Raw genomic sequence first — 25,614 nt, 5'->3', positions numbered from 1 at the left:
CCGACTCTGTCGGGTCGGGTCGCCGACGTAACACGGACCGGCCGATGGCCGGTCCGTGAACGGGTTCACACCAGTCGGTTCACTCCGACTTGCCGCCGCCGAACATGATCTCGTCCCAGCTCGGGACCGAGGCGCGCTTGCGGCGCGCGGACGACTTCTTGGCCGGCTTCGACTGAGCCTCTTCGGACTGCTCGGACTCGGCCGGAGCCTCGGCGGCCGGGGGCTCGACGACCGTCGGCTCGGGCTCGGGCTCTGCCGGGACCGGCGCCTGCTTGCCGGTCGGGGACTCGTCGCCCAAGAACGCCTCGAGCGGGGTGTCGACATCGACCTGAGCCGTCTTGGCGGCCTTGGCCTCCTTGACCGGCTGGGGAGCCGGGGGAGGAGTGACCGGAGCCGGCGCTTGGGCGGGCGGGGCCGGCGCGGGCGCTGCCGGAGCCTGCGCAGCCGGGGCCGACGGGGTCGAGCTCTGTGCGCGGCGACGCCGCGCGGCGAGCATGTCGTCGGTGATCGGCTCCGGCTCGGGCGCTGCGGCCTCGAGCTTCTCGCCGGTCAGCCAGCGGGCGTCGTCGTTGTCGAGCTCGACGAAGTTGCCGGGGGCGTCGTAGGTCAGCTCGGCGATGCCGGAGCGCTCGGGGGTCTCGTACTCACCGGTGAGCTTCCAGCGCCCGTCAGGGCGCCGGTAGGAGTCCCAGTTGACCGACTCGGGGTCCACGTACATCGTCTGGAAGTGGGCGCTGACCGCCTCGCCCAGGGTGCGGGCGGTGCTGGCGGCCTCACCGGGCCGACGGCGCACGGAAGCCTGCTGGGCGCGCTGTGCCATGTGCTCGCGCTCGGCGAGGACGGGACCGGCGAAGGCCAAGATCTTCTCGACCGTGGTGCCGGCGACAGCGGCGACCTCCTCGGCACTCTCGCCCGAACGAATACGGGTCTGAATGTCACGGGGCCGCAGGCTGCTGCTCGGGGTCTTGTTCACGGTTTGCTCCGATCGGCGGGTCGACACAGCCTCGAGTGCTGCACGGAGACGGTCGTCGATGTCGGCGGTGTATTCACGGTCCTCGTCATCGACGAGAAGCATGCGTAAACCATCGTCACTGACCGAGATGAGCCGCAGAAGGACGGGTCCAGCCTCATCCGGTGCCTGCTCTTCGAGCTGGCCCGGAGTCAGGGGCAATCCTTCGGCTGACATCCTCTTCTCAATTCTAGATACGGTTGTGACGACCCTACGCCACAGACCTGCATCGTATTGGGCTGCCGTGCGGCGTGGCCGTGGCATTTGGGGTTTTTGGGACGAACGAGGCGACCATTCGGTGGTGGAACAGACGCTGACCCTCCTCGTGCTCGACCTGGTCGGGTGCTTCGTCTTCGCGCTCTCCGGCGGCCTGATGGCGGTTCGCAAGGAGCTCGACATCTTCGGAGTGGTCGTCCTCGCCTGCGTCACCGGCCTCGGTGGCGGCATCCTGCGAGACATGGCCATCGGCGCGACCCCGGTCGCCGCGCTCTCCGACTGGCGCTACCTCGTGGTGCCGATGACGGCCGGCCTGCTGACCTTCTACTTCCATCCCGCGCTGGGCCGGCTCGGGCCGATGATCAACGTCTTCGACGCCCTGGGCCTGGGGCTGTTCGTCATCGCGGGGGCGGTCAAGGCACTCGACTTCGGGCTCTCCCCGCTCGCGGCCGCGGTCATGGGGCTGGCCACCGGCGTGGGCGGCGGGGTGATCCGCGACGTGCTCGCCGGTCAGGTGCCGATCATCCTGCGCCGCAGCGTCTTCTACGCCATCCCTGCCTTCGCAGGTGCGGCGATCGTGGCCTTCGGCCTGTTCCTCACGCTGCCGCAGCCGCTGGTGATGGCCACCGCCTTCGTCGTCTGCGCCGGCTGGCGGCTGCTGGCGATGTGGCGCCACTGGGAGGCTCCGCTGCCGCGAGGCTCCGCGTCGGTCTGAACCTCAGTGGTCCGAGCAGCAGGGGATCTGGTGGCGCATCTCGAACGGCACCAGACCGACGGCGGAGCGCTGGACCAGGAGTACGCAGCGCCCCTCGCGCCACACCGGCCGCGCGAACCCGGTGAGATCGAGGGTGTCGCCCGGCTCCAGCGAGATCCCGGCCAGGCCCTCGACGGCGTCGACGACGCTGTCCGCCTCGACCGCGGCCACCGTGGTCACGGTCTCGATCCCGGTGCGTCCCGGGTAGCGGGCCAGCCGCCCGGCACTGCGCGCGGCGGCCTCGTCGATCGCGGGGGAGTCGGGGGTGACGTACGCCTGGGGGAGCTGGTCGGAGAGGAGCGCGGTCAGCTCCTCGACCGCCGGGCCATCGGGCCAGTCCAGGACGGCGACGAAGCGGCCGGTCGGCACGCGCACGACATGGGTGCTGATGACGTACGCATCCTCGGCCTGCCCCGCGCCGAGCACCTCGTCCAGGCGGTGGACGAGGTGCTCGGCGGCGGCGAGGTCCCGGGCGTCGGCATCGACGGCCAGGCGTCGGGTGGTCATCGAGTCGGGACGACCCAGACCGGGTTGGTGTAGAACCACAGGTCGACCCACGGGTCGGCGTCGCCGACGACGTCGATGGCGGGACCGGCCGGGTCGACGCTCTCGCCGAGGTAGCCGGGCTGGGACCGGTTGGCGTCGGTGCCGCGGACACGCACGTAGAACGCCTCCTCGACACGACCGAGGTCGTAGCGCAGCTGGAAGGTGCCGGTGCGGCCCGAGGTGTCGGTCTGCTCGATCACCTTCGTGTCGGGCGCCTTCCAGGTGTCGCGGTCGGAGACGTACGTCGGGTCGACCGCGCCCCGGATCACGTCGACCCGATTGAGGGTGGGGAGGAACTGCGACCAGTTCGGGACGTCCTGGGCGGCGATGGTGACGACCAGCGAGATCCGGCTGCCCTTCTTCGCCTTCAGGGTGCCGCCGAGGCTCTCCGAGCCACCGTCGGAGGAGACGACGCGTACGTCGACCGACTTCACCAGCGCACCGTGGTCGACCCAGACGCGGCCGTTGCGCAGGCCCTTCATGACCGCGCCGTAGCTGCGCTCGGAGGCGCCGACGTGGGTGCGGCTGTAGTAGCCCGGCCAGAAGTCACCGGCGGTGGTGTTGAGGGAGCCGGCGTAGACCGGGTCGCCGTAGCGGCCGTTGGCGTTGAAGGAGGCCGAGTCCGATCCGTCGGGGCGGCGCGAGGTGGTGCCCCAGTTGACGTGGGAGTCGGAGTTGGCGCTGATCGACCACGGCTTGCCCTCGGCGAGCAGCGAGTCCCACAGGCCGCCGACTGTCGAGGTGAACCAGTCGAACCCGCCCCAGGAGCGGTAGGACTCGGCCGGGTAGCCGGGGAAGGAGTTCGGGCCGGCGGAGTTGCCGTAGTAGCCGCGGGCGCTGCCGGGGCCGTAGCCGGCGGGCAGTCCTGCCGCCTGGTGGCCGGGCGCTCCCTCCCAGCCGATCGCGATCCGCGGGTCGGCGTCGCGCCAGGCACGCACCTCGTGGGGGCTGTCGATGCCGTTGCGGGCGGGGTGGTTGGCCAGGAAGAGCGCGTCCGCGACGCGGCGCTTGTCTACCTGCTTGCCGAGCCACTGGATGCCGGCGACGGCGAGCGCCTCGTTCTGCGGGGAGTTGCCGCTGGCGCCCTTGACGGAGCCGTCGTAGTCGTTCTCGAACTGCTTGAGCACCGCGACCTCGTTGGCGCCCGGGGCGACGAAGACGGTGCCGTGCTCGGCAGCCGGGATGTTCCACTCCAGACCCTGGAAGATCAGGGTGTCCTTGAGTACCTTGCGCGCGGCCACGATGTCGGGGTTGACCAGGTCGACGCCGAGCTTGGCGTGGGTCGCGCCGCCGTGGTCGGTGATGACCAGCCAGTCCAGGCCGTACGCGGCGCCGTGCTGTGCCTGGTCGATGACCCGGTACATCGCATCCGAGCTGTACTGGGTGTGGATGTGGTGGTCGCCGGCGAGCCAGTGCCGGATCGTGGCCCGGTTGCCGCTCTTCGCGGTGGCGGTCGTGGCGGTCTCGGCCATCGCCGGGGTCACGCCGGTCATGCCGGCCATCCCGGCGGTCACGGCGCCGGCGATGCCGGCGGCGCGGAGCAGGTTGCGCCGGGTGACCTCGGCGGGACGCAGGTCGCTGTCGGACGCGTCCGAGGAGGCGGCGAGGGTGATCTCGTCGACCTCGTGGGAGTGAGTGTGGTCGTGGCCGTGCGCGTGGGCGTGGTGGTGCCCGTCCGGCCCGTGCGAGTGGGGGTGGTGCTCGTGTGACACGTTGAATCCTCCGCTTGGATAGGGCGTCTCCCGCGTGCCCGAGCAGCGGCGCTCAGAGCAAAGCGGCGCCGGATGGCCGCTGTACGTCCGCCGGTTGCCCTCCCGGTGAAATTTTGCCGAGGCGTCACCCCCGTCGGCCGAGGCGTCAGTCCAGTCGTCCGAGAAGTCACTCAGGGGGACCGAGGCGTCACGCGCCCTTGCAAGTAAGGCTAGCCTTACTCGTGTGACGACCACCGACCGCCGCAACGAAGACGCCGAGACGCTCGCCGACCTCCTCGGAGGTGCGCGTGGTGCGATCGACGCCACTGTCCCGCCGGTCGCGTTCGCGGCCGGCTGGCTGGTCAGCGGAGAGCTGTGGATCGCGACCGTGGTGGCGCTCGCGGTGGCCGCGATCGTGGCCGTCTGGCAGTGGCGCAAGGGCCGCAAGCCGCGCGCGGTGTTGCTGGGCGTGGCGGGAGTCGCGGTCGCGGCGATGATCGCGCTGCGTACCGGCCGGGCGGAGGACTTCTTCGTGATCCAGCTCGCCGCCAACGCGGCCAGCGCCCTGGTGTGGGTGGTCAGCATCGCGTTCCGCTGGCCGCTGCTCGGCGTGGTCGTCGGCCTGGTGCTGCGCCAGCGCGGAGCCTGGCGTCGCGACCCCGTCCTGCTGCGGGGCTATGCGCTGGCGAGCTGGGTCTGGGTCTGTCAGTACGTCATCCGGGTCGCCGTCTTCGGCCCGCTGTGGTGGTCGGGCGACGTGGTCGCCCTGGCGATCGCCCGGGTCGCGCTCAGCTGGCCGCTGGTCGCGCTGTGCCTGCTGGTGAGCTGGGTCGTCCTGCGGCGCTCGTTGCCCGAGGATCATCCCGGGCTGCGTCACCCGCAGGCCGCCTGAGTCTCAGGTCAGGGCTGCGCGGAGCAGGTCGTAGAGCCGCCGGGTCGCGCGCTGCTGGTCACCGTCGCGGACCACGAGCGCAAGCCCGGCACGCACCTCCGCGTCGACGATCGGCGTCGCGACCAGATCCGTCCCGGCCGCCATCGACTCGGCCAGCACGCAGACGCCCAGCCCGCGGGCGGTGAGCCCGAGCAGCGTCTCCGGGTTCGACCCGGACAGGTCGACCTTCGGCTCCACGCCCGCCCGCGCGCACGACTGCTCCAGGGCCGTGCGTACGCCTGTGCCTGGCGGGATGCAGAGCACCGTCTCCTCGTGGAGGTCGGCGAGCCTCGGCCGGGCGCCGACGAGACGGTGGCCGGCCGGCGTGATCACCGCGAGCCGCTCGTTGCTGACGGACTCGGTGGCCAGGCCGTCGATGACGGGTCCCGCATGGGAGATCAGGCCGAGGTCGAGCTCGCCGGCCAGCGTACGTCGCTGGAGGCGGTCGGAGGTGTCCTCGACGAGCTCGACGCTGACCCCGGGATGCTCCCGGCGGAAGGTGGCGACGGCGTCGAGGAAGCCGGGGATCGTGCAGCCGGCGATCATCCCGAGGCGTACCTGGCCGTGGATCAGGTCGCTCAGCTCGTCGGCGCTCTGCCGCACACCCTCGATCGCCCGGATCGCCTCACGAGCGCGGGGGAGGAGCGTCTCGCCGGCGTGGGTGAGACGTACGTTGCGGGGACCCCGGACGAGCAGGTCATGGCCGAGCTCGCGCTCGAGCTTGGCCAGCTGGGCACTGATGCCCGACTGGCTGACGTGGAGGCGCTGCGCAGCGGCCGTGAACGAGCCGTGGTCGACGACGGCGACGAAGTAGCGGAGCTGACCGATTTCCATCACCGTTGATGCTAGCAAGCAGCAGAACTATCTGTTTGAGTGTTCGGGGGCGTCGGGTCAGGCTGGGAGGTGAAAGCCGAACCGATCTGAGGAGAACCGATGACCGCATCCGCTGCCGAGCTCGCCGAGGCGTACTTCACCGCCTGGCAGGAGCGTGACTTCACCCGTCTGCGCGCGCTGCTGGCCGACGACGTGAGCTTCGCCGGCCCGCTCGCCACGATCGAAGGTGCCGACGAATGCGTCGCCGGACTCGAGGGCATGGCGCAGGTGCTCGACAAGATCGAGGTGAAGGAGCGGCTCGCCGACGGTCCGAGCGTGATCACCTGGTTCGACCTGCACACCACCGTCGCCGCGCCCGCCCCCACCGCCAACTGGATGCGCGTCGAGGACGGGCTGATCACCGAGATCCGGGTCGCCTTCGACCCGCGCGGGATCCTCGCCGCTCGGGGCTAGGCGACCTGCTCGTCGCGCGGCTGGGTCCGGGCGGTCTCGCGGATGACCTCGGCCACCAGGTCGGGGTCATCGTTCATCGGTACGTGACCGCAGCCGGCCAGCCACCGGTGGGTCGCATGCGGGAGCCGCCGTGCGGCCACCTTCGCCTGGTAGGGGAGGAGCGTGAGGTCGCGCGATGCCCAGGCGACGGTGGTGGGGACGTAGGTCTGCGTCGGCCCTGGGTAGCTGTAGCGGTAGACACCGCTGAAGAACGTCTTGACCCCCTCGCGCGAGGCGACCATGTTGGCCGTGTCGGCGGCCGCGACGGCAGGGTCGAGCCGTTCCGGGTGGGCGAAGAAGCAGCCCATCGTGACCGTACGCGCCACCCGCGACTGCAGCAGCGACCCCGCCACCGGCGCCAGCGGCCGCGCGGCCGCCTGGATCCCGGCGAACAGGCCCCTGACGTAGAGGTAGTCGACGCCGTTCACCCAGAACCCGGCGGGGGAGAGCGCCGTCACCGACCGCGCGTGCCCGGCATCGGCCATCTCCAGCGCGAGCAGCCCACCGAGGCTGTTGCCGGCGACGTGCGGCCGCTCGATCCCGAGCTCTTCGCGGAGCTCGTTCAGCTCGTGGGCCACCGCCTCCCGCACCGTACGTCCCGCCAGATCGAACGCCGGCGACTCACCGTGCCCCGGCAGATCGATCGTGATCACCTCGAACTCGTCGGCCAGCCGCTCCACCACCCCGCCCCACGCCTGCCTGCGGTGCGCGATGCCATGGATCAGGAGCAGCGGCTCCCCGCTGCCGGTCCGTTCGTACGCGAGCATCCTCGCTCCTTCGGTCGCCTCTGGGTGTCATGCCGATGGCCGGGAGCCTACGTCCCGGCATGGCCCGAATGTGGGTCCGGCGAGCGGATGCGCTAATGTTTCACCCGCAACGCGTGATTGGCGCAGTGGTAGCGCACTTCGTTCACACCGAAGGGGTCACTGGTTCGAACCCAGTATCACGCACAACGAAGAACCGGCCGCTGACCAGGGTTTTTACCTGATCCGCGGCCGGTTCTTCGTTTGGCCCGTCTCTCGGCGCTGTTGGGGTGCCTGACAAAAGTGCCTGACTAGCCGATCACGCGGACTTCTTCTGACCGTCATCGCCGAACAGGCTGTCCATGACCTGTGCTCCGGTGTGCCTGACGGGCCGGAGTTCGTGACGGTAGACCTGTTCGGTCACCCGGCCCTGATGAACCTCGGACGGGCCGACCGAGGTCCGAAGGGGGCTGCGTTTTATTTGCCTTGGTTAGCTCTCGTCGCTTCCAGTGTCGACGCCAGAAGGTTCAGCGACAGTTCGTAGGCGGCGCCAACGCGGTCGACGTCGCCGGTGATGGTCTTGTCCAGATATAGGCCGCGGATGATGGCCACAACGAGGGTCGACAGCGCCTCGGCCTGGTCTGGGTGGATGCCATCTTGGCGGAGCGCGCTCTCAAGCGGGGCTTTCCAGTCCTTGACGACGGACCGTGCGAACCATTCGTACTTCTCAGGTTGACGGAGCGCGAGCCCATGGAGCTCAAAGAGGAAAGCAAATTGTCGCTCGTACTCAGGGGCGAGCCAGAGGTTCCACAGGGCTCGTAGTACTTCGACCGGTCGCCCGTTGCTGCTCGCCCAGAATTCGTCAAACGCCGTCGCCATTTGCCCATGGATCTCTTCGCACACTGCTCGGATCAACTGATCCTTGCTTCCGAACTGGCGATTGAGCGAGGTGATGGATGCGCCGATCGCCGCACCCAGGGGTCGCAAGGTCAGATCAGCCACCCCGGTCCTGAGCACGTAATCGGTTGCCGCTCGGAGCAATTCGGGCTTGCGGTGCTCCCACCGGAGTGCTCGCCCGTCGGCGGTGGCCACTGCGCCGCTACCTGCCTTTGCCATGGCCTTGACCCTACAGGCGGCCGGACACCTCATTTACCGAAACGATCGATTCGGGTACTCTCCACTTTGAGACCTCGATCACAAAGGAAAATGAGATGACCACAACCCCTACCGCCATCACCAACGTGCAACTCATTGATGGCCGCGGAGGCGCGCCGCGGCCGGCCATGACAGTGCTGGTCGAGGGCGACCGGTTCACCACGATCGGTCCTTCTGCGAATACGGAGGTTCCCGTCGATGCGACTGTGGTCGACGGCAGTAATCGTTGGATGGTGCCGGGGTACGTCAACGGCAATGTCCACCTGCTCGACGCGTGGATGTTCATGGTGGGTCCGGGCACGATTGAGTACCTCGCTCGCTGGGAAGGTCGCTATGTCGAGGTCATAGAAGAAGCTGCCCAACTGGTGCTTCGCAACGGGGTCACCACCGTGTTCGACACCTACAACGCCATCGAACCGGTACTCAGCGCCCGTGATCGCATCAACGCCGGTACCTCACAGGGTGCGCGGATCTTCGCCGCTGGCGCCATCGTCGGGATGGGGGGCCCGTTCAGCGCCGACTTTCACTTCGGCGGGCGCAAGGCGGCGTCGCAGACGTTCGTCAATCGCATCGATGAGATGTTCGAGGCAGGAGTCGGCCACCAGTTGAGCTTGTTGCCCCGCAACGAGGTTCGCGCCCGCGTCCGCGACTACCTTGCCCGCGGTGTAGACATGCTCAAGATCGCCGTCAGTGACCACATTTTCATGACTGTCGGGCTGGATCGCTCTTACCAGACCTTCACCCGGCCGGTGCTCGACGTCATGATCGAGGAGGCTCGCGCCGTCGGGGTGCCGGTGCTGAGTCACAGTCTGTCTGTGGAGTCGCTCGAAACATCCGTGGACCTCGGCGCGGATGTGTTGATTCACGCCAACTACACAATGGGCCAGCCCTATCCGCACTCATTGGTCGACAAGATCGTCGCCAGTGATTCCTACGCTGAACTGCAGACCATCCACGACGCGCACCGCAAGGGTCTCGAAGAGGCTGGCAGTTGGGCCGCGTTGATGGGTGGCGGCGCCTTCGCGGACAACGAGCGCACCTTGGTCAGCGCCGGCGCGAAGATCCTGATGGGCACGGATGCTGGGTGTCCCAGCAACGACCACCTCAACGACCTCTCGCCACTCGAACGCGAAGACCGACCATGGACAATCGGCGGAGACCACTTCCACTGGACCCAGTCGATGGTCGAGAGGGGCATGACCCCACTGGAGGCCATCACCAGCGCCACCCTTCAGGTGGCCCGTGGATACGGGAAAGACGACCTGATTGGCTCAGTCGAGACCGGTAAGCTCGCAGACTTCGTCCTGCTGGACAAGAACCCACTTGACGACATCCGCAACCTGCGTGCGATCACCGATGTGTATCAAGCAGGCCGAGCGATCGACCGGGCGGCGTTGCCGACTACACCGCTAGTGACCACGCACCCCACAGCCTGAATGCACCACTCCAGCCGTGTCCGACCTCGCTCGCGAGAGGTCGGCACAACTGGACGATCCTCACCCGGCTCAACGATGTCGATTCGTGCGCCCCGTCTCCGTGCTCTTGGGGCGACAACCCCGGGGAACGGGTGGCGATACGACCCGGAAGCCGATGAGTGGACCGCCGCGGGCAACCTGCCTACGCCGCGGCAGAGGCTCGGCGCCGCCACGGTCGGTGATGTCATCTACACCTTCGGGTCGATCCGGATGAGAGGAGCGAACCGGTCCTGGGATCGCAAGGCCCTCCTTGCGGCGCTGGGGTGGAGCGAAGATGACGGAGGCACCAGAAGGCGCTCGGAACACCAACTGGAGGGTAAAATGAGCATGACGACCACACGTGTCGCACTTGTCACTGGAGCGAACCAGGGCATGGGGAGGTACGTCGCAACGTCGCTCGCCCGGGACGGCCATACGGTCTTCTTCGGGTCGCGAGACCTCGCCCGCGGCGAGGAGGCCGCCGCCGGGGCGGGACCGAACGCACACGCGGTGGAGCTCGACGTGACGGATGCAGCGTCCATCACGTCCGCAGTCGGCAGCATCCGTGACATCTCCGGACGGCTCGACATCCTGGTCAACAACGCAGGTGCAGCCTGGGTCGGCAGCCCTCCGCGGGACCTCGAGGACGCGCGAGAGCGCGCGAGGCCGAGCATCGTGGATCTTGCGGAGATGCGCGCTGTGTGGGACGTCAACGTGTTCGGGCCGCTCGCGATGTTCCAGGCCGCCATGCCGCTCCTCAGGGAGTCCTCGGATGCGCGCGTCGTCAACGTGACCAGCGCGCTCGGCTCGCTGGCCCTGGCCTCCGACCCGGCGTCGGACGTACGTCGCATGTTCGACCCGGTGTACGCGTCATCCAAGGCAGCACTGAATGCCCTCACGATCACGATGATGGACGAGCTGGCGGGGTCCGAGATCAAAGTCAACCTCGTGTCTCCTGGCTTTGCCCGCACAGCCCTCGTCGGATTCATGGGCACCGAGACCATCGAGGATGCATCTCAGGAGATCTTGAGGTGTGTCCGGCTCGGACCGGGCGACCCCGGCGGCACCTTCACCACCTGGGAGGCAACGCCCCTGCCGTGGTGAGGTGTGCCTCCATGAGCCTCGAAGGGCTTGCCGGCCCGAGCCTGGACCGGGACCCGGCGTCAGCGTCGATCGGCGTCCCGATCGGCCCGCTCAAGACGCGCACCGTCAGGAATGTCGGCCTTGTCAGAGCCCAGGCTGCGTCTCTCGGTGCGGAAGATGCGCAGGGCCTGCCCGATACCGTAGTGGTCGAGGGTGTAGCCCGCTGCGATCCGGGCCGCCCCACTCGTCCGCTGACCCGGCCCTGGTCCAGATCCTCAGCGGGACAGCGCCTTATCCAGGCCCTCCCGATCACATGCGTCGAGGTCACGGCTCCGCCATAAGGGGATCGCCAGAGCATGGATACGTTCGCCCGCTTGGGATAGAACCAAAGTCAGAACTCTCAGAAGGGGGAGCGTCTTGATCGATCGCACCGGGCTGGCGGGGTTTCTCCGCAATCGGCGTGAGGCAATGCAGCCGGAGGACGTCGGCATGCCTCGCGGGCAGCGGCGCCGGACCAGCGGGCTGCGGCGGGAGGAGGTCGCGGCGCTGTGCAACATGTCGGCGGACTACTACTCCCGGCTGGAGCGGGAGCGTGGCCCGCAGCCGTCGCCGCAGATGCTTGCCTCGATCGCTCAGGGGCTGCACCTGTCGATCGACGAGCGTGACCACCTGTTCCGGCTGGCCGGGCACAACCCGCCACCCCGGGGCAGTTCCAGCGAGCACATCAGCCCTGGGCTGCTGCGGATCCTGGACCGCCTCGAGGACACTCCTGCGGAGATCGTCACCGAACTGGGCGAGACCCTGCGGCAGACGCCGATGGGGGTGGCGCTCACGGGTGATACGACCCAGTACACCGGGCCGGCTCGCAGTATCGGCTACCGGTGGTTCACCGACCCGTACGCCCGGGAACTCTATGCGCCCGAGGAGCACGCCTTCCTGACCAGGATGTACGCCGCCGGGTTGCGTGGGCTCGTCACTCTCCGGGGTCCCGATTCCCGGGCGGCCTACCTCGCGGACCTGTTGCTGGACGGCAGCGAGGAGTTCCGGCGGGTGTGGGAGGAGCACGAGATCGGGATCCGCCCCCACGATGTCAAGCACTTCGTGCACCCCGAGGTCGGTGCGCTGGAGCTGAACTGCCAGCGGCTGGTCGACCCGGACCAGGCCCACTCACTGATGGTCTACACCGCGGTCCCCGGCTCCGAGAGCTACGAGAAGGTGCAGATGCTGTCAGTCATCGGCGCACAGGCTCTGCGCTGAATCGTTCCCCCGTCCGATGCCTTCGTGGTCAGCCGCCCAGCTGCTCTCTGGCTGTGTCGGAGTCCTGCAGGTTCGTCATGTTGATGAACCGTCCGTCGCGGACTCGGTAGAGGGCGTACTCGGTGACCTCGAACGAGGCGCCGGTAGGGGCGACGCCGAGCCATTCCTTGACCGGGGTGCCGGTGTTGGTCAGGCGCGCGGCCAGGTCGTGGCCGCTGACCCTGAGGTCGTCGAGGCGCCACTTCAGATCCGGCGCGGCGTCCACCTGGGCAGTCAGTGCGGCGAGGACCTGGTCGCGGGTGACGGCGTCACCGAAGTGCGTGAGCTCGTCGGCGACGAACTCGTCCAGGCGGTGGAACTCGTGGGCGTTGAGCGCCGCGATGTAGCGCTCGTAGAACTTGTGGAGTTCGGTGTGTGTCATTTCGACTTTCCCTCTCGACTAGAACTGCGCCGCGCGTTGTCGCCTCGTCTCGTTCATTGCGTTCGCGGCGCGAGGACAGGACAAGCCTGAAGCCGCCCGTTGCTAGAATCCATAACGTGCCGTCCGCATTTTCTTACGCATCGTCCACTCTCCCGTCTGAGGGGGGAGCGAGCGATCCGGTCGCGGACGCGATCGGGCTGCTACGACCTCGTACCGTGGTCTATCCGGCGCTGCGTGCCGGTGGGCTGTGGGGAGTGCGCTTCGAGGCGTTCCCGCACGTCAAGATCGGAGGCGTGGTGCGCGGCGAGAGCTGGCTGGCACTCGACGGGCGAGAGCCGGTGCATCTGCATGAAGGCGACTTCTACCTGCTGAGCAACCCGCCGGCCTACTCGCTGGGCAGCAGCCTGTCCGTCGAGCCGCTGCCGGCCGCGACGTTGTGGGACACCGCCGATGAGGGCGCCGTGCGTATCGGGCCGGTCGACGACGAAGACACCTATCTGTGCGGTGGGTACTTCTGGTTCGACGAGCTCAACGCCCCCATCCTGCTCGACATCCTGCCGCCGCTGGTGCACATTCACGCGGACGATCCACGGATCCGTTCGCTGGCGTATGTGACAGAACTGTTGTCCAGCGAAGTCGGGACCTGCGCCATCGGGAGTTCCCTCATCCTTGATCATCTGGTCCAGATCCTCCTGGTCCAGGTGCTGCGTGCTCATGCCGAACAGGCGGACCGCCCGGTCGGGTGGCTGGGGGCGCTGGTCGACGACGGTGTCGGCGCTGCGCTGCGTGCGATGCACGCGAACGTGGCCCGCCGTTGGACCGTTGAAGAGCTCGCCGGTATCAGTCACCTGTCGCGCTCGGGTTTTGCGAAGTCATTAAAACGACAGGTGGGGCTCGCGCCGCTCGAGTACCTGATCCAGTGGCGCATGAGCCTGGCGCGCGACGCTCTTCGGCGGAACACGCAGACGATCTCCGAGCTCGCGTTCGCCACGGGGTACGAGTCCGAGAGCGCGTTCAGCACCGCGTTTCGGCGTGTAGTCGGTGCCTCGCCGAAGCAGTTCCGGGACCGTGCGCTGCGAGCCGCTGGGACAGAGGAACGTCGCGACGAGGTCACCCTCGGTGTCGCCTGAGGCCTACACGCCTGCGGCAAGCAGCGCGCTGCTCCCAGGGTACCGACCTCGTGACCAGGCCATTCGCAGCAGATGGCCCGGTCACAAGTGCTCGATCAGCTTGTCGAGGGTGATGGGAACGTCGCGCACCCGGATGCCGGTGGCGTTGTAGACGGCGTTGCCGATCGCGGCCGCCGAGCCGACGGTGCCGATCTCACCGAGGCCTCTGGCGCCCAGGCTCCGGGTCCCGACGTCCTCGCCGCCGTCGCCGAGCGGTCCGGTGAGGATGGGGTCGGGCCGGTCGAGCATGACAACGTCGATATCGGGGACGTCCGCGTTGACGGGAACCAGGTAGTCGGCGAGGGTGCTGCTGGCCAGGCGTCCGGTGTCGAGCTCCAGGTGGTTCTCCTCCAGCAGGGCGTGGCCGATGCCGAAGATGACGCCGCCGACGAGCTGGCTGCGGGCGGCCTTGGCGTTGATGACGCGGCCGACGTCGGCGACGGTGGTGAACCGGGTGACTCGGGTCTCGCCGGTGAATCGGTTGACGCGTACCTCGCAGAAGTGGGCGCCGAAGCTGTGGTGCACGTACTCCGGGTCGGCGGCACCGGGTGACTCGGCGAGCGCGGTGATGCCCGGTGAGCCGACAGCTCTGAGCAGGCGGCCGAAGGTCATCGAGCGGCCGAGCCCATGCAGGGTCCCGCGCTCGTAGCGCAGGTCGTCCGCGCTGGCGCCGTGCCACGGCGACCCGTCGTCGGTGACGGCGACCCGCTTGAGTTCGTCGATCGCATCGCGGGCAGCGTTCACGACCTGGGGCACGGTGGCGTGCGTGGCGCTGGAGCCGACGGCGGGTGCTCCCTGAGGCAGCAGTGAGTCGCCGATCTCGGGCGTCACCCGGTCCAGGGGTATCCCCAGGGCGTCGGCACCGGAGACCGCGACCATGGTCGCCCCGCCGGTGCCGAAGTCCGAGATCCCCGTCGAGACCACGGCCGTGTCGTCGTCGAGCAACCGGACGCGTACGCTCGCGGGACGGCGGTGCGCAGGGTAGATGCCGGTGGCCATACCGGTGCCGTACAGCCACTGCCCGTCGATGCGTGCGCGGGGCGTGGCGCTGCGGGCGGACCAGCCGAATCGCCGCGCGCCGACGCGGTAGCACTCCTCAAGGTGCTTGCTCGACCAAGGCAGCCCAGAGACGGGGTGGACGGTGGCGTTGTTCCGCAGCCGCAGTTCGACCGGATCGATACCGGTGGCTACGGCCAACTCGTCCATGGCCGTCTCCAGGGCGAAGGATCCGGGGGCTTCATTGGGTCCGCGCATCGCCCGGCTCCCGGGGATGTCGAGGACGGCCAGCTCCGCATGGACGCGCAGGTTGGGCGTGCGGTAGAGGGCGTCCGTGGTGTTGTGGGCCGGGGTCATGGGGAAGGTGACCGTGGTCGGGCGCTCGGAGACGCTCTGGTGGCTGACGGCGTTGAGGACGCCGTCGCGGGAGGCGCCCAGCCGAACGGTCTGGGTGAGCTGGGGCCGGTGTCCAGTGAGGGTGAACATCTGCTCGCGGGTGAGGACCAGCCGGACCGGGCGGCCGATCTCCCGGGCGGCGGCGGCGGGGAGCGGCGTGTCGCTCCACAGGATGACGCGGGCGCCGAACGCGCCGCCCACGTACTTGGTGTTCAGCTGGACATTCTGCGGAAGGACGCCAAGCCGCTGGGACATCCCGAGTGCGAACGCTGCGGGGACTTGCGCGCCGGCGTGGATGGTGACCCGGTCGCCGTTCCAGACGGCGAGGATCGCGTGCGGTTCCATGGCTACGTGGTGCTGGATGTGCTGGTGGAACTCGGCCTTCACGACGACGTCGCTGGCGTCGAGCGCGGCGTCGATCGATTCGACGCCAGGGGCCAGGACCTCGAGGCTGCTCGGCGTCCCGCTGAGGGTGGGGCCTGCGGGCTCGTGGGGTTCGTCCGCGAGAGAGGTGCGCGGTGGCTGTGCGGCGTAGGCCACTGTGACCAGTGCGGCGGCGTCACGCGCCTGTTCGGGGGTCTCGGCGACGACCATCGCGATGGCCTGGCCATGGAATCGGACCTCCGTGTCCTTCAGAGGGACGTAGTTCTCCACGAAGCCGGCGAGTGGGCCGGTGATCGGATACAGGTTGAGCCGGGACTCCGGAGCGGCGTAGACGCGCAGGACACCCGGCGCCGCACGGGCGGCTGTCGTTTCGATCCTGGTGATGGTGCCCCGTGCGATGGTGCTGGTGACGAGGTGGGCGTGGGCGAGGTCGGTGGCGCGGTAGTCACCGGAGTACTCGGCTGCGCCGGTGACCTTCAGTCTGCCGTCGACGCGGTCGGTCTCGCGGCCTACGGGGGAACTGGGCATCGTGACTCCTTCAGCTACTGAGTGCGAGTGCACCGGTCGACGGCGCACTGTGGTGGATGGGGACCCCGGTGCTCAGGGGTGCCCCCGAGCCGCCGTGCCGGTGGGCGACTATCTCCGCCGCGATCGACAGGGCCGTCTCCTGCGGGGTGCGGGCTCCGAGGTCGAGGCCGACGGGGGAGCGCAGGCGGTCGAGCTCGTGGTCGGTGAGGCCGGCGTCGCGGAGCCGGGCCAGGCGGTTCTCGTGGGTGCGGCGGGAGCCCATGGCCCCGACGTACGTCAGGGGCAGCCGGAGGGCGGCCGTCAGCAGTGGGAGGTCGAACTTGGGGTCGTGGGTGAGCACGCACACGACGGTGCGGCCGTCGAGCAGCCCGGCGTCGGCCTGGGCCTGGAGGTAGCGGTGCGGCCAGTCGACGACCACGTCGGCGTCCGGGAACCGCTCCGGCGTGGCGAATGTTGCCCGTGCGTCACAGACGGTCGCCCGGTAGCCCAGGAATGTGCCCAGCAGGGTGAGGGCGGCGGCATGGTCGATAGCGCCGAACACGAGCATCCGTGGGGGCGGGGTACTGGACTCCACCAGCAGCGTCATGGGTTCGCGGCAGTAGCTGTCGGCCACCCCGATCTCGACGGTGCCGGTGCGACCCGCATCCAGGGCCGCAGCCGCGTGAGTCTCGGCGACCTGGTCGAGCCGGGCGTCGCCGAGGGAACCCTCGGCGGGCCGGCCGGTCCGCACGACGAGCGCCCGCCCGAGGTGCGTGCTCGGGCCGCGTACCACCGTGGCCACGGCCACCGCCTGGCCGCTCGCGGCATCGGCGAGGGCCGGTTCCAGCTCCGGCTCGGCGCCCGGGTCGTGGTGACGTAGCAGCACCTCGATGATCCCGCCGCAGGTCAGGCCGACCCCGAGTGCATCGGCGTCGGAGTACCCGAACCGCAGCGCCTGGGGCTCGTGGTTCCCGGCGAGCATGTCCTGGCAGGCGTCGTGCACGGCGGCGTCGACGCACCCGCCGGACACGTTGCCCAGCACCGCCCCGTCCGCGTCGACGACCAGCGACGAGCCGGGCTGGCGGGGTGCGCTGCCGGCCACACTCGTGACGGTGGCCGTCACGAACGGGGTGCGGCCCCGGGCACGTCCGAGCAGCCGGGCGGCGAGCTCAAGCACGGCGACCGCCCGCCCTCGCGCCGTCTGACCCGTCGCTCATCGGCTCTCCAGCAGCTCGGTCAGCGCCCGCACCAGGGTGCGGCGTAGCAGGGCGGGCTTGAACGCGTTGTACTCGCGCGGCTCGGCGCCGTCCGCCGCGCGGGTGACGGCGGCCTCGAACGTGGCGGCGTTCGCGGGCCGCCCGGTCAGCGCGCGTTCGACCGCTGGCAGCCGCCACGGCCGCGTCCCGACGCCGCCGACGGCGATCCGGGCCTGGGTGATGGTGCGCCCGCGCAGCTCGAGGGCGACGGCGGCGGAGGCGAGCGCGAACTCGTAGGATTGCCGGTCGCGGATCTTGAGGTAGTGCGAGCGTGCAGCGAAGCGGGAGCGGGGCACCGTGATCCCGGTGATGAGTTCGCCCGGTCGCAGAGTGTTCTCGATGTGGGGCGTAGCCCCGGGCAGCGTGTAGAAGTCGTCCAGCGCCACGGTCCGGGTGCCGCGGGCAGAGCCCAGGTGCACCACCGCGTCCAGAGCGACCAGCGGTACGGCCAGATCGCTGGGGTGCGTCGCGATGCATGCCTCGCTAGTGCCCAGGACCGCGTGGCCGCGGTTGATCCCCTCCAGCGCCGCGCAGCCGCTGCCCGGCTCACGCTTGTTGCACGGGGTAGTCACGTCGCGGAAGTACCCGCACCGCGTGCGCTGCAACAGGTTGCCGCCGATGCTGGCCATGTTGCGCAGCTGGGCCGAGGCGCTCAGCTCCAGCGCCTGCGCGACCATCGGGTAGTGCTCGCGCACCGTGCGGTGCTCGGCAACGTCGCTCATCCGCTCCAGCGCGCCGATGTGCAGCCCCTTGCTGTCCAGCGTGATGCCGTCCAGAGGCAGCCGGTTGATGTCCACGACGCGCTCGGGGGTCATCACCTCGAGCTTCATCAGGTCGACCAGGGTCGTGCCCCCGGCCAGGAACGCGGTGTCCGGTCCCGCGCCCCGCAGGGCCTCGCGTACGGAGCGGGCCTGGGTGAAGGTGTAGGGCCGCATCAGCGCATCACCTGCTGGGCGTCCCGGATCGAGTCGACGATGCGGGGATAGGCGCTGCACCGGCAGATGTTGCCCGACATGCGCTCGCGGATCTCGTCGTCCGAGTCCGCTCCGCCCTCGTCGTCGACCATCGCGACCGCGGACATGATCTGCCCGGGGGTGCAGAAACCGCACTGGAGGCCGTCGTGGTCGATGAACGCCTGCTGCATCGGGTGCAGTCGGTCGCCGTCGGCAAGGCCCTCGATCGTGGTGATCTTCCGGCCGGTCGTGGTGGCGGCCAGGGTGAGGCAGGACAGCACGCGCTGCCCGTCGATATGCACGGTGCAGGCCCCGCATTGGCCGCGGTCGCAGCCCTTCTTGGTGCCCTTGAGGTCCAGCCGCTCGCGCAGCGTGTCCAGCAGGGTGGCCCGCGGGTCCACCCGCAGCGTGACCGGGGCGCCGTTGACGGCGGCCCTCACCGTCACCTGGGCCACACCGTCCACGGTGAGTGCCGAGGCGGCTCCCGCTGCCTCGACCTGTCCGGTCGTCAGCGGGGTCACGGCGGCAGCGGCAGCCAAGCTGCCACCCAAGAAGTTGCGCCGGGACACACCCCAGCGGTTCGGTCCGGCGTCGTCGTCTTGGTTCATCGAGTCTCCTGGCTGGTCGCACGTTCGGGCAGGGGCAGGGGCAGGACAGCGCCGCGACCATTCGTGTGGTCTCCGGGGTCGGTGCTGCTCCAAGGCTGGCCGCTGGGAGCGGGACTATCCAGGCTCTGTCGATCCGAGGCTGGGGTCGAGCCGACAGCGTTGGAGCGGGCATCGAGCGGGTCGGGGACACGATGTGTGTGTTTGGGGGGATTGACAGGCCGTGGCTGTCGGTCTGGGAGGCGGCTTGAATGCCGTCATGACCTCTTCGAACACTGACTCATTGGTGCCTGACCGCGTTGTCGGCATTACCTCAGCCCGGAGCACGCACGGCGATCGTGCCGACTTCATGTTGCGCATGCTGCAGGTGGGGGACCCGCTCGCCGACGCCGTGATCGTCGAGTTCGACGAGCTCGGCCGGTCCGCCCGTACCGCGCTCCAGCGTGGTCTCGCCGAGGGTCGGGCAAGCGTGCCGGACGTTCCGCCCGCCGTGGACGCGCTGCTCGCTCACGCCGAGACCGTGCCCGGCTGGGTCTCTTCGGAGCTGCTGGACGACGGGGACCGGACGTCGCTCGCTGTGCCGCCGCACTGGCGCAGCTTGGCCTTCTCCGGTGGCTCGCTGGCGCACACCTACAGTTCCCCGGCGATCGCGAAGCTGCTCGTGGGCACGGGCAGGCTGACGTCGACGGCGCCGCGCCGGCTCGCCGAGACCGGGCTGTGGAACGCCTCGGCGATCCTGCCCGGTGGTCTGCGTCGCGGTGCTCCCGGCTTCGTGCAGACCGTGCAGGTCCGGCTGCTGCACGCACGGGTACGGGCCTCGGCCATGGCGCACGGCTGGGACGCCGACCGGTGGGGGGTGCCGATCAACCAGGCTGACATCGCGCGCACCTGGCTCGACTTCACAGTGGTGCCGTTCACGTTCCTGGAGGGAGTCGGCTACCAGCTCACTCCCGAGGAGGAGTCCGGTATGTACCGCTACTGGTGGTACATCGGTCACCTGCTCGGCCTCGACGAGGAGTTCTTCCTCGACATCGAGGACCACGCACGGGCCGGTGAGCTGCTCGATCTGCTGGACTCGACCACCGCTCCGCCGGACGAGAACAGCCGCGCTCTCGTCGGAGCCCTGTTCGATGCGGCGGCGGAGGCCCTCGCGGCGGTACCGGAATCGCCGATGGGCGCTCCGGGCTGGCGCGACCTACTGAACGCCCTGGCCGGTCGGTACCACGGCGAGGCCGCCGGCCCGCTGGGCATCCCGGACTCGCCTTTCGCGGCGGTGCTGCCGCTGCTCGCCGCAGGGGAGGCGAGGGCGCGTCACTACCAGGCCCAGGTACCCGGCGCCGTGCAGCACGCCGTGGAGGACGGCACCCTCGCCGTACGAGGACTGGTCACCGCGCTTTCCGGAGACGGCACCGTCTATCAGGACCAGGCCACGGCCGCCCCGTGACAGGGCCCGACACCATGGCCCACACGACCACAGGAGGGCTTCCTGGTCGCTCTTCGTTCGATCTCGGTCCGAACTCTGTGCTCCTGGGACTGCGGGTCAGGCCCGGAGGGCGGCCACGGCCTGGTCGAACAGGTCCACGGGATCGCTCGTGCCGCCCGACTGGCGCCACGCCTCCACCGCCACGTCGAGACAGGCGAGCGCCGCGGCGATGACCGCGCGGGCTCGCGGGTCGGCCGTCGCGCCGGGCTCGATGCCCAGACGCCGCTCGATGTTCGGGGCGAGCAGCTCCTGCCATCGCAGGTGCTTCTCGAGGTGTCGTGCACGCAGCGACGGGGCCTCGGCGTACATATCGGCGATCTGCAGCGGGGTCGCGGCGTCGGTGGCCTGCTCCTGCAAGCCGATGAACGTCTCGCGGAGTGCTTCCCATGCCGTCTCCGTCGCGGGGCGCGCCTCGAGGGTCTCGCGCACACGCGCTCCGAGCGCCTCGAGGTCGCCCATCACGACGTCCTCCTTGCTTCCGAAGTAGTGGAAGAACGACCGTCGCGAGATCCCGGCGGCAGCCGCGATCTGGTCGACGGTCGTCGCTTCATAGCCCTGCTCCACGAACAAGCGCAAAGCGGTGCTGGTGATCTCGGCATGGACGGCCCTGCGCGTGCGTTCGCGCAGCGTCGGGGCATTGGGCTGTGGATCCATGCACCAACCTTACCCTTAGTACGTTCCTTGCATTCGATGCAAGAAGCTGCCTACAGTGCAGTATGCCTTCCGTCGACTTCACCTCTCAGACCACCATCGTCACCGGCGCCAGCTCGGGCATTGGAGCCGCCTTCGCACGGGCTCTCGCGAAGCGCGGCTCCGACGTGATCCTGGTCGCCCGCCGCCTCGACCGCCTGCGGGAGCTCGCGAGCGAGCTCGAACGCGACCACGGCGTCCGCGCCACCCCGATCGCCCTCGACCTCAGCAAGCGCGGAGCCGGACAGGCCCTTGCCGGTGAGATAGCTGCCCGCGGCCTCACCGTGACGAGCCTCGTCAACAACGCCGGCTTCGGTACCGATGGGCCGTTCCACGAGGAGGACCCCGATCGTCTGCAGGACGAGATTGCCGTCGACGTGGCGAATCTCGTGGACATCTCGCGCGCCTTCATCGAGCCGCTCCGCCAGTCAGGACGCGGCGTCCTGGTCAATGTCGCGAGCATGGCCGCCTACATGCCCGGGCCCGACATGGCCGTCTACGGGGCGTGCAAGGCCTTCGTCCTGAGCTTCACCGAGGCGCTCTGGTACGAGTCGCGGTCGAGCGGCCTGCGCGTGTTGTCTCTCGCCCCCGGCCTGACCCGTACCGAGTTCTTCGATGACCTGGCGGGCGGCGCCTACAACGGCAGCTACCAGACGCCCGAGCAGGTCGTCGAGGCGGGCCTGCGCTCGCTGGACCGCGGCAACCGCCGGCCCAGCATCGTCTCGGGCCGGGTCAACGGCATCGCAGCCGGCGCGGGCCGTTTCTTCACCCGCCGCCGCGCCGTGATCATCTCCGGGCAGTTCGGTGCCCGCTCACGCAACACCCCGGCCACTGTGCCTGCCCTCACCACACACCGTCAGGCGAACGGCTAGGCCGCCAGTACTCGTGGCCATGCGTCGGCAGCTTCAGGACCGCTCGGTGAGCGACTGTGTTCCGATCACGGCGAGCAGTTCGAGCAGGTCAGCGCTGTCGGTGCCCGGCGTGGGGGTAAACCAGAGCAGTCGTTGCCGACCGTCCTCGCTGAACAGGTTGAGGCAGTTGACATCGATCAGGCCGAGCTCGGGATGGTTGATGCGCTTGCGGTCTCGACGGCGAAAGGCGACGTCGTGGCGGTCCCACAGTGAGGCGAACTCCGCGGAGCCCTCTCGCAGCTCGGCGATCATGGACCGTGCTTCCGTGTCCCGGCTGCCTCGGCGGGCGGCTCCCGCACGCAGGTCGGCGACGAATGCCTGTGACTGGGCGTCGTGGTCGGCCTCGGGGTAGATGGCGCGGGACGCAGGGGCCACGAACCAGCGGTAGGCGAAGCTGGCGTGCCTGCCGGTGAAGTGTGTGTGATCGCCCACCAGCGCGACGGCGAGCGGGTTCTGGACCAGCGTCACGTGCAGATCGGTGATCACCTTCGCGGGCGTCGAGGCCAAGCGGCCGAGCAGGTCCAGCATCCCGGGCTGCACGTGCGACGCCGCACTGCCCGCGGGAGGCACGGGCCGCTCGGCCAGGTGGAAGAGGTGACGCCACTCGTCGTCGGTCAACCGCAGCGCCCGGCCGAGCGCGGCGAGCATCTGCTCGGACGGCTGGGAGCCCGCACCGCGTTCGAGCTCGTTGTAGTAGTCCACCGACGCGCCCGCCAGCTGGGCGACCTCATCGCGCCGTAGACCGGGCACCCGGCGCCGTGGACCGGGCACGAGCCCGACCTCCTCGGGCTGGATTCGTTCGCGGCGGGAGCGCAGGAATGCGCCTAGTTCGGCGTACCCGGCGGTTCTCATTCCTCAAGTATCACGTCAGCGGGGCCGCCGTCACAGGGGATGACAACCCCTCGTTCCCGTCTTCGAGGTCCTGGAACGTGGGAACTCCCGACGTACAGAAGAAGGATTCACCGTGGACAGACAACTTGTTGCTCCCCGCACCCGCTCGGTCGTTGCCGTACTCGTCGTCGGCACGATGCTGACCACGGCGTGCGCCGCCGCGCCCGCCTCGTCGTCACCGGCGTCCTCGAGTCGGACAGGTGCCTGGCAGGAGCGCGCGCCCATGGCTCTGGAACGGCAGGAGCTCTACCCTGAGGTCGTTGACGACCGGATCTACGTCGCCGGGGGACTGCTCAGTCCTAACACCGGTGTGTCGGCACACTTCGACGCCTACGACCCCGCTGCGGACACCTGGAACCGGCTGGCGACGCTCCCGCAGGCCAGGCACCACATCGGCCTTGCCGAGGCGGACGGTTCCCTGTTTGCGGTCGGTGGGTTCAGCGGTGGGTTTCCCCGGTGGCGGGCCGAGCCCGACACCTTCGTCTACTCGCCGGAGGACGATGCCTGGTCCACCGGGGTCGACCTGCCAGAGCCGCGAGCCGAGTTCGTGATCGAGAGCGTGCGTGACCACGTGTACGTCATTGGTGGCCGGGTCCGGGAGACACCTGACGCCACCACGTTCACGACCCATGTCGACAGCGACAGGAACGAGATGTTCGACCCGGACACCGGCACGTGGACCACGCTTGCTCCGGCTCCCACGGCGCGGAACAGCGCAGCGTCCGCCGTCGTCGACGACCGGATCTACGTGATCGGTGGCAGGGAGTTCTCGCTGGCCGAGGACGGCTCCGCCGTCCAGGAGAACGTCGCGACGGTCGAGGCGTACGAGCCGGCCACCGACGAGTGGGAGACGCTCGCCCCGCTCCCCGAAGCCCGCGGCGGACTGGCCGCAGCCGTGCACGACGGCTCGATCTACGTGTTCGGTGGCGAGCAGCACAATCCTGACCCGCTGGTCTACGACGACGTCTGGCGATACGACCCGGAAGCCGATGAGTGGACCGCCGCGGGCAACCTGCCCACGCCGCGCCACGGGCTCGGCGCCGCCACGGTCGGTGATGTCATCTACACCTTCGGCGGGGGTACCGAGGTGGGCGGCAACTTCGCCAGCGCTCGCAACGAAGCATTCACACCGGAATGACACGTTGCGATCGTGAGGTCTCCGGGGTGATCGGTCATAAACGGCTGAACCCGGTATCAAGTTCATCGCAACGGTCAAGTCCATCGGGATCCTCGGCCTGATCCTGCCGGTCCTGACCCCGCTCGCGGTCTGCGGGATGGTGATGTTCATGACTGGCGCCGCAGCCATGCGGGTCCGACGTTCGTCGCCTGGAGGCGGTTCGACCTGCAGCCCTTCTAAGACATTGACAGTCATCGATATGAGGAGCAGGATCTCATATCGATAGTCATCGATATCTCACTCAGGAGGAGCCATGTCCCGCATCCAGCTCGCGCTCAACGTCGACAATCTCGAGGAGTCGATCGCGTTCTACTCGACCCTGTTCGGCGTCGAGCCGGCCAAGACCAAGCCCGGCTATGCCAACTTCGCGGTCGCCGAGCCGCCCCTCAAGTTGGTGCTCGTCGAGAACGCCGGCCGGGGCGGCACCATCAACCACCTCGGCGTCGAGGTGGCCGACACCGACACGGTCGACGCCGAGCAGAACCGTCTGCACTCCGCCGGGTTCGCCTCGGTCGACGAGCGCGCCACCACCTGCTGCTACGCCAAGCAGGACAAGTTCTGGGTCGAGAACGCCCCGAACGGCGAACGGTGGGAGGTCTACACCGTGCTCGCCGACAGCGACACCTTCAACGCAGCAGAGGCCGGCGGGTCAACGTGCTGCGGGTCGTCCGCCGAGGCTGCGCCTGTGCCGGCCGAGGCCGCCTGCTGCTGACGGTCACCGGACAAGAAGCGACGACTGTCCGAGAGGAGGAGATCCCGTGAGACCAGTGGACCTCACCAGCGCGATCGCCGAACAGCAGATCAGCGAACGGATCCAGCAGGCTCGCAAGGCGCGTCTGGCCGCGATCGCTCGCTGTTGCCGCCCCAGCAACTGGAAGAAGGCAATCACCCGTGCCCGCGCCATCGCCCGCTCTGCAGCACGTCGCTCATCGTTGCGGCAGCCAGCCGTTTGCTGTGGGTGACCGATCGGAGCCCGCGACCAGCAACGGCTACCGCCGGGCGAGCTAGCGCGCGAGGTCGGCGCGCGCCTGCTCCAGGACTCGGTCGAGGTCGACGTAGATCTCGTCGTGTCGCTCCCTGAGCTCATCGAGACCAGGTGCGTCGTTGAGGTCGCCGATCGCCTGACGGAGGGCTTCGAATCCTCTGGGGATCTTCCCGCCTGCGCTGAGGATGCTCAGCTGGCCGATGGCTGCGCGAGCCGCTGAGTTGTTGCGGTACGCCTCCTGGCGCAACAACTCCCGCTCGGCAGCGGGGAGGTCGGCGAGGCGAGCCTTGACGCGACTGTAGGTGATGCGCTCGAACTCGTACAGGCTCGCAGCGCACTCGCCGTAGACGCGGACCCTGGCGTCCAGCAGCTGAAGGTCGCGGGAGTTCCGGTGTTGCCAGTACGCGCCCCACCAGGCTCCGAGGAGGGTGGCGAGGATGCCCATCGCGGTCACAACGACAGTCGTAGTCACGTCGGGAGACCGTAGGGCATCCGACGTCGCCGCGCATCGGAAGCCGCGTCTGGCCGTCGTCCGAGCCGGTGTCAAGCGACCTCAGGCGTGGCGTAGCGCAGCCGTGGGGTGCCGATCGCAGTCAAACGTGGTCTACGGGTTAGGTTCTGCGGC

26 protein-coding genes and 1 tRNA gene are annotated in these 25,614 nt (G+C 69.1%); 13 read left to right on the top strand and 14 right to left on the bottom strand.

Annotated features, from left to right (window positions below):
* Positions 1-79: 79 nt before the first annotated feature.
* Entirely contained in the window at positions 80-1,075 is a 996-nt protein-coding gene (gene sepH / locus OH802_RS23195) for a septation protein SepH (protein ID WP_406022525.1), read from the bottom strand.
* A 235-nt stretch (positions 1,076-1,310) separates the two neighbouring features.
* On the opposite strand from sepH, the gene OH802_RS23190 reads away from it, so the two are divergent.
* On the top strand, positions 1,311-1,940 hold the full coding sequence (locus OH802_RS23190; protein ID WP_406022523.1) for a trimeric intracellular cation channel family protein: 630 nt from the start codon (positions 1,311-1,313) through the stop codon (positions 1,938-1,940).
* A gap of 3 nt (positions 1,941-1,943) precedes the next feature.
* Here the strand turns inward: OH802_RS23190 and OH802_RS23185 are convergent, their stop codons facing one another.
* Positions 1,944-2,486 (bottom strand): hypothetical protein, encoded by a 543-nt coding sequence (locus OH802_RS23185; RefSeq protein ID WP_406022521.1) that lies wholly within the window; start codon positions 2,484-2,486, stop codon positions 1,944-1,946.
* On the bottom strand, positions 2,483-4,237 hold the full coding sequence (locus OH802_RS23180) for a histidinol-phosphatase (protein ID WP_406022519.1): 1,755 nt from the start codon (positions 4,235-4,237) through the stop codon (positions 2,483-2,485). The genes OH802_RS23185 and OH802_RS23180 overlap by 4 nt, the downstream gene beginning before the upstream one ends.
* A gap of 223 nt (positions 4,238-4,460) precedes the next feature.
* Here OH802_RS23180 and OH802_RS23175 point away from each other — a divergent pair, with 223 nt between their 5' ends.
* Complete coding sequence (locus tag OH802_RS23175; RefSeq protein WP_406022517.1) at positions 4,461-5,108, top strand: DUF3159 domain-containing protein; 648 nt, start codon at positions 4,461-4,463, stop codon at positions 5,106-5,108.
* Positions 5,109-5,111: 3 nt separating this feature from the next.
* On the opposite strand, the gene OH802_RS23170 is transcribed toward OH802_RS23175, so the two are convergent.
* On the bottom strand, positions 5,112-5,981 hold the full coding sequence (locus OH802_RS23170) for a LysR family transcriptional regulator (protein ID WP_406022515.1): 870 nt from the start codon (positions 5,979-5,981) through the stop codon (positions 5,112-5,114).
* A gap of 99 nt (positions 5,982-6,080) precedes the next feature.
* On the opposite strand from OH802_RS23170, the gene OH802_RS23165 reads away from it, so the two are divergent.
* The gene (locus OH802_RS23165) at positions 6,081-6,434 is read left to right on the top strand and encodes a nuclear transport factor 2 family protein (RefSeq protein WP_406022513.1); all 354 of its coding nucleotides are present in this window, start codon (positions 6,081-6,083) and stop codon (positions 6,432-6,434) included.
* Here the strand turns inward: OH802_RS23165 and OH802_RS23160 are convergent.
* Entirely contained in the window at positions 6,431-7,240 is an 810-nt protein-coding gene (locus OH802_RS23160; RefSeq protein WP_406022512.1) for an alpha/beta fold hydrolase, read from the bottom strand. The genes OH802_RS23165 and OH802_RS23160 overlap by 4 nt on opposite strands.
* A 111-nt stretch (positions 7,241-7,351) precedes the next feature.
* Here OH802_RS23160 and OH802_RS23155 point away from each other — a divergent pair.
* Positions 7,352-7,423, top strand: a tRNA-Val gene (locus OH802_RS23155).
* A gap of 270 nt (positions 7,424-7,693) precedes the next feature.
* On the opposite strand, the gene OH802_RS23150 is transcribed toward OH802_RS23155, so the two are convergent.
* The gene (locus tag OH802_RS23150; RefSeq protein WP_160024194.1) at positions 7,694-8,332 is read right to left on the bottom strand and encodes a TetR family transcriptional regulator; all 639 of its coding nucleotides are present in this window, start codon (positions 8,330-8,332) and stop codon (positions 7,694-7,696) included.
* Between the two features lie 95 nt (positions 8,333-8,427).
* Between OH802_RS23150 and OH802_RS23145 the strand changes: the two genes are divergently transcribed.
* The 3 genes from OH802_RS23145 to OH802_RS23135 all read left to right on the top strand — a co-directional run bounded on the left by OH802_RS23145 (position 8,428) and on the right by OH802_RS23135 (position 12,165).
* Complete coding sequence (locus OH802_RS23145) at positions 8,428-9,807, top strand: amidohydrolase family protein (RefSeq protein ID WP_406022509.1); 1,380 nt, start codon at positions 8,428-8,430, stop codon at positions 9,805-9,807.
* A 75-nt stretch (positions 9,808-9,882) separates the two neighbouring features.
* The gene (locus OH802_RS23140) at positions 9,883-10,929 is read left to right on the top strand and encodes an SDR family NAD(P)-dependent oxidoreductase (protein ID WP_406022507.1); all 1,047 of its coding nucleotides are present in this window, start codon (positions 9,883-9,885) and stop codon (positions 10,927-10,929) included.
* Positions 10,930-11,397: 468 nt separating this feature from the next.
* Positions 11,398-12,165, top strand: coding sequence for a helix-turn-helix transcriptional regulator (locus tag OH802_RS23135; protein WP_406022505.1), 768 nt, complete (start codon positions 11,398-11,400; stop codon positions 12,163-12,165).
* A gap of 28 nt (positions 12,166-12,193) precedes the next feature.
* Here the strand turns inward: OH802_RS23135 and OH802_RS23130 are convergent, their stop codons facing one another.
* A complete protein-coding gene (locus tag OH802_RS23130) occupies positions 12,194-12,586 on the bottom strand; it encodes an ester cyclase (protein WP_331911425.1) in 393 nt (130 codons plus the stop codon).
* A 116-nt stretch (positions 12,587-12,702) separates the two neighbouring features.
* Here OH802_RS23130 and OH802_RS23125 point away from each other — a divergent pair, with 116 nt between their 5' ends.
* On the top strand, positions 12,703-13,716 hold the full coding sequence (locus OH802_RS23125) for an AraC family transcriptional regulator (protein WP_406022502.1): 1,014 nt from the start codon (positions 12,703-12,705) through the stop codon (positions 13,714-13,716).
* Positions 13,717-13,797: 81 nt separating this feature from the next.
* Here the strand turns inward: OH802_RS23125 and OH802_RS23120 are convergent, their stop codons facing one another.
* From OH802_RS23120 to OH802_RS23105, 4 genes are read right to left on the bottom strand one after another with little or no spacing between them, the layout of a single operon-like run.
* Positions 13,798-16,059: a xanthine dehydrogenase family protein molybdopterin-binding subunit gene (locus OH802_RS23120; protein ID WP_406022500.1), complete on the bottom strand. Its 2,262-nt coding sequence runs from the start codon at positions 16,057-16,059 to the stop codon at positions 13,798-13,800.
* A gap of 10 nt (positions 16,060-16,069) precedes the next feature.
* Positions 16,070-17,215, bottom strand: coding sequence for an XdhC/CoxI family protein (locus OH802_RS23115; protein ID WP_331915648.1), 1,146 nt, complete (start codon positions 17,213-17,215; stop codon positions 16,070-16,072).
* A 36-nt stretch (positions 17,216-17,251) separates the two neighbouring features.
* On the bottom strand, positions 17,252-18,229 hold the full coding sequence (locus OH802_RS23110; protein ID WP_331915646.1) for a xanthine dehydrogenase family protein subunit M: 978 nt from the start codon (positions 18,227-18,229) through the stop codon (positions 17,252-17,254).
* Positions 18,229-18,855, bottom strand: a complete 627-nt coding sequence (locus tag OH802_RS23105) for a (2Fe-2S)-binding protein (RefSeq protein WP_406022497.1) — start codon at positions 18,853-18,855, stop codon at positions 18,229-18,231. Before OH802_RS23105 ends, OH802_RS23110 begins: the two co-directional genes overlap by 1 nt.
* Before the next feature lie 355 nt (positions 18,856-19,210).
* On the opposite strand from OH802_RS23105, the gene OH802_RS23100 reads away from it, so the two are divergent.
* Positions 19,211-20,296, top strand: a complete 1,086-nt coding sequence (locus OH802_RS23100; protein WP_406022495.1) for an oxygenase MpaB family protein — start codon at positions 19,211-19,213, stop codon at positions 20,294-20,296.
* Positions 20,297-20,392: 96 nt separating this feature from the next.
* On the opposite strand, the gene OH802_RS23095 is transcribed toward OH802_RS23100, so the two are convergent.
* Positions 20,393-20,989, bottom strand: coding sequence for a TetR/AcrR family transcriptional regulator (locus tag OH802_RS23095; RefSeq protein ID WP_160024183.1), 597 nt, complete (start codon positions 20,987-20,989; stop codon positions 20,393-20,395).
* A 62-nt stretch (positions 20,990-21,051) separates the two neighbouring features.
* Here OH802_RS23095 and OH802_RS23090 point away from each other — a divergent pair, with 62 nt between their 5' ends.
* Complete coding sequence (locus OH802_RS23090; protein ID WP_331915638.1) at positions 21,052-21,897, top strand: SDR family oxidoreductase; 846 nt, start codon at positions 21,052-21,054, stop codon at positions 21,895-21,897.
* 33 nt (positions 21,898-21,930) lie between these two features.
* Here the strand turns inward: OH802_RS23090 and OH802_RS23085 are convergent, their stop codons facing one another.
* The gene (locus OH802_RS23085; protein WP_406022492.1) at positions 21,931-22,788 is read right to left on the bottom strand and encodes a helix-turn-helix transcriptional regulator; all 858 of its coding nucleotides are present in this window, start codon (positions 22,786-22,788) and stop codon (positions 21,931-21,933) included.
* Between the two features lie 112 nt (positions 22,789-22,900).
* Here OH802_RS23085 and OH802_RS23080 point away from each other — a divergent pair, with 112 nt between their 5' ends.
* Genes OH802_RS23080 through OH802_RS23070 form a run of 3 tightly spaced genes read left to right on the top strand, consistent with a single transcriptional unit; the run spans position 22,901 to position 24,716 of the window.
* Positions 22,901-23,965 (top strand): Kelch repeat-containing protein, encoded by a 1,065-nt coding sequence (locus tag OH802_RS23080; protein WP_406022490.1) that lies wholly within the window; start codon positions 22,901-22,903, stop codon positions 23,963-23,965.
* Between the two features lie 55 nt (positions 23,966-24,020).
* Positions 24,021-24,230, top strand: a complete 210-nt coding sequence (locus OH802_RS23075) for a DoxX family protein (RefSeq protein WP_406029383.1) — start codon at positions 24,021-24,023, stop codon at positions 24,228-24,230.
* Positions 24,231-24,257: 27 nt separating this feature from the next.
* Complete coding sequence (locus tag OH802_RS23070; RefSeq protein WP_406022488.1) at positions 24,258-24,716, top strand: ArsI/CadI family heavy metal resistance metalloenzyme; 459 nt, start codon at positions 24,258-24,260, stop codon at positions 24,714-24,716.
* A gap of 292 nt (positions 24,717-25,008) precedes the next feature.
* On the opposite strand, the gene OH802_RS23065 is transcribed toward OH802_RS23070, so the two are convergent.
* Complete coding sequence (locus OH802_RS23065) at positions 25,009-25,461, bottom strand: hypothetical protein (protein ID WP_406022486.1); 453 nt, start codon at positions 25,459-25,461, stop codon at positions 25,009-25,011.
* Positions 25,462-25,614: the final 153 nt, after the last annotated feature.

The sequence above is a fragment of the Nocardioides sp. NBC_00850 genome, assembly GCF_045207335.1.
In the GTDB taxonomy this organism is placed as follows: domain Bacteria; phylum Actinomycetota; class Actinomycetes; order Propionibacteriales; family Nocardioidaceae; genus Nocardioides.
The sequence above is the reverse complement of the archived record's forward strand: the minus strand, read 5'-3'. Positions and strand labels throughout refer to the sequence as shown.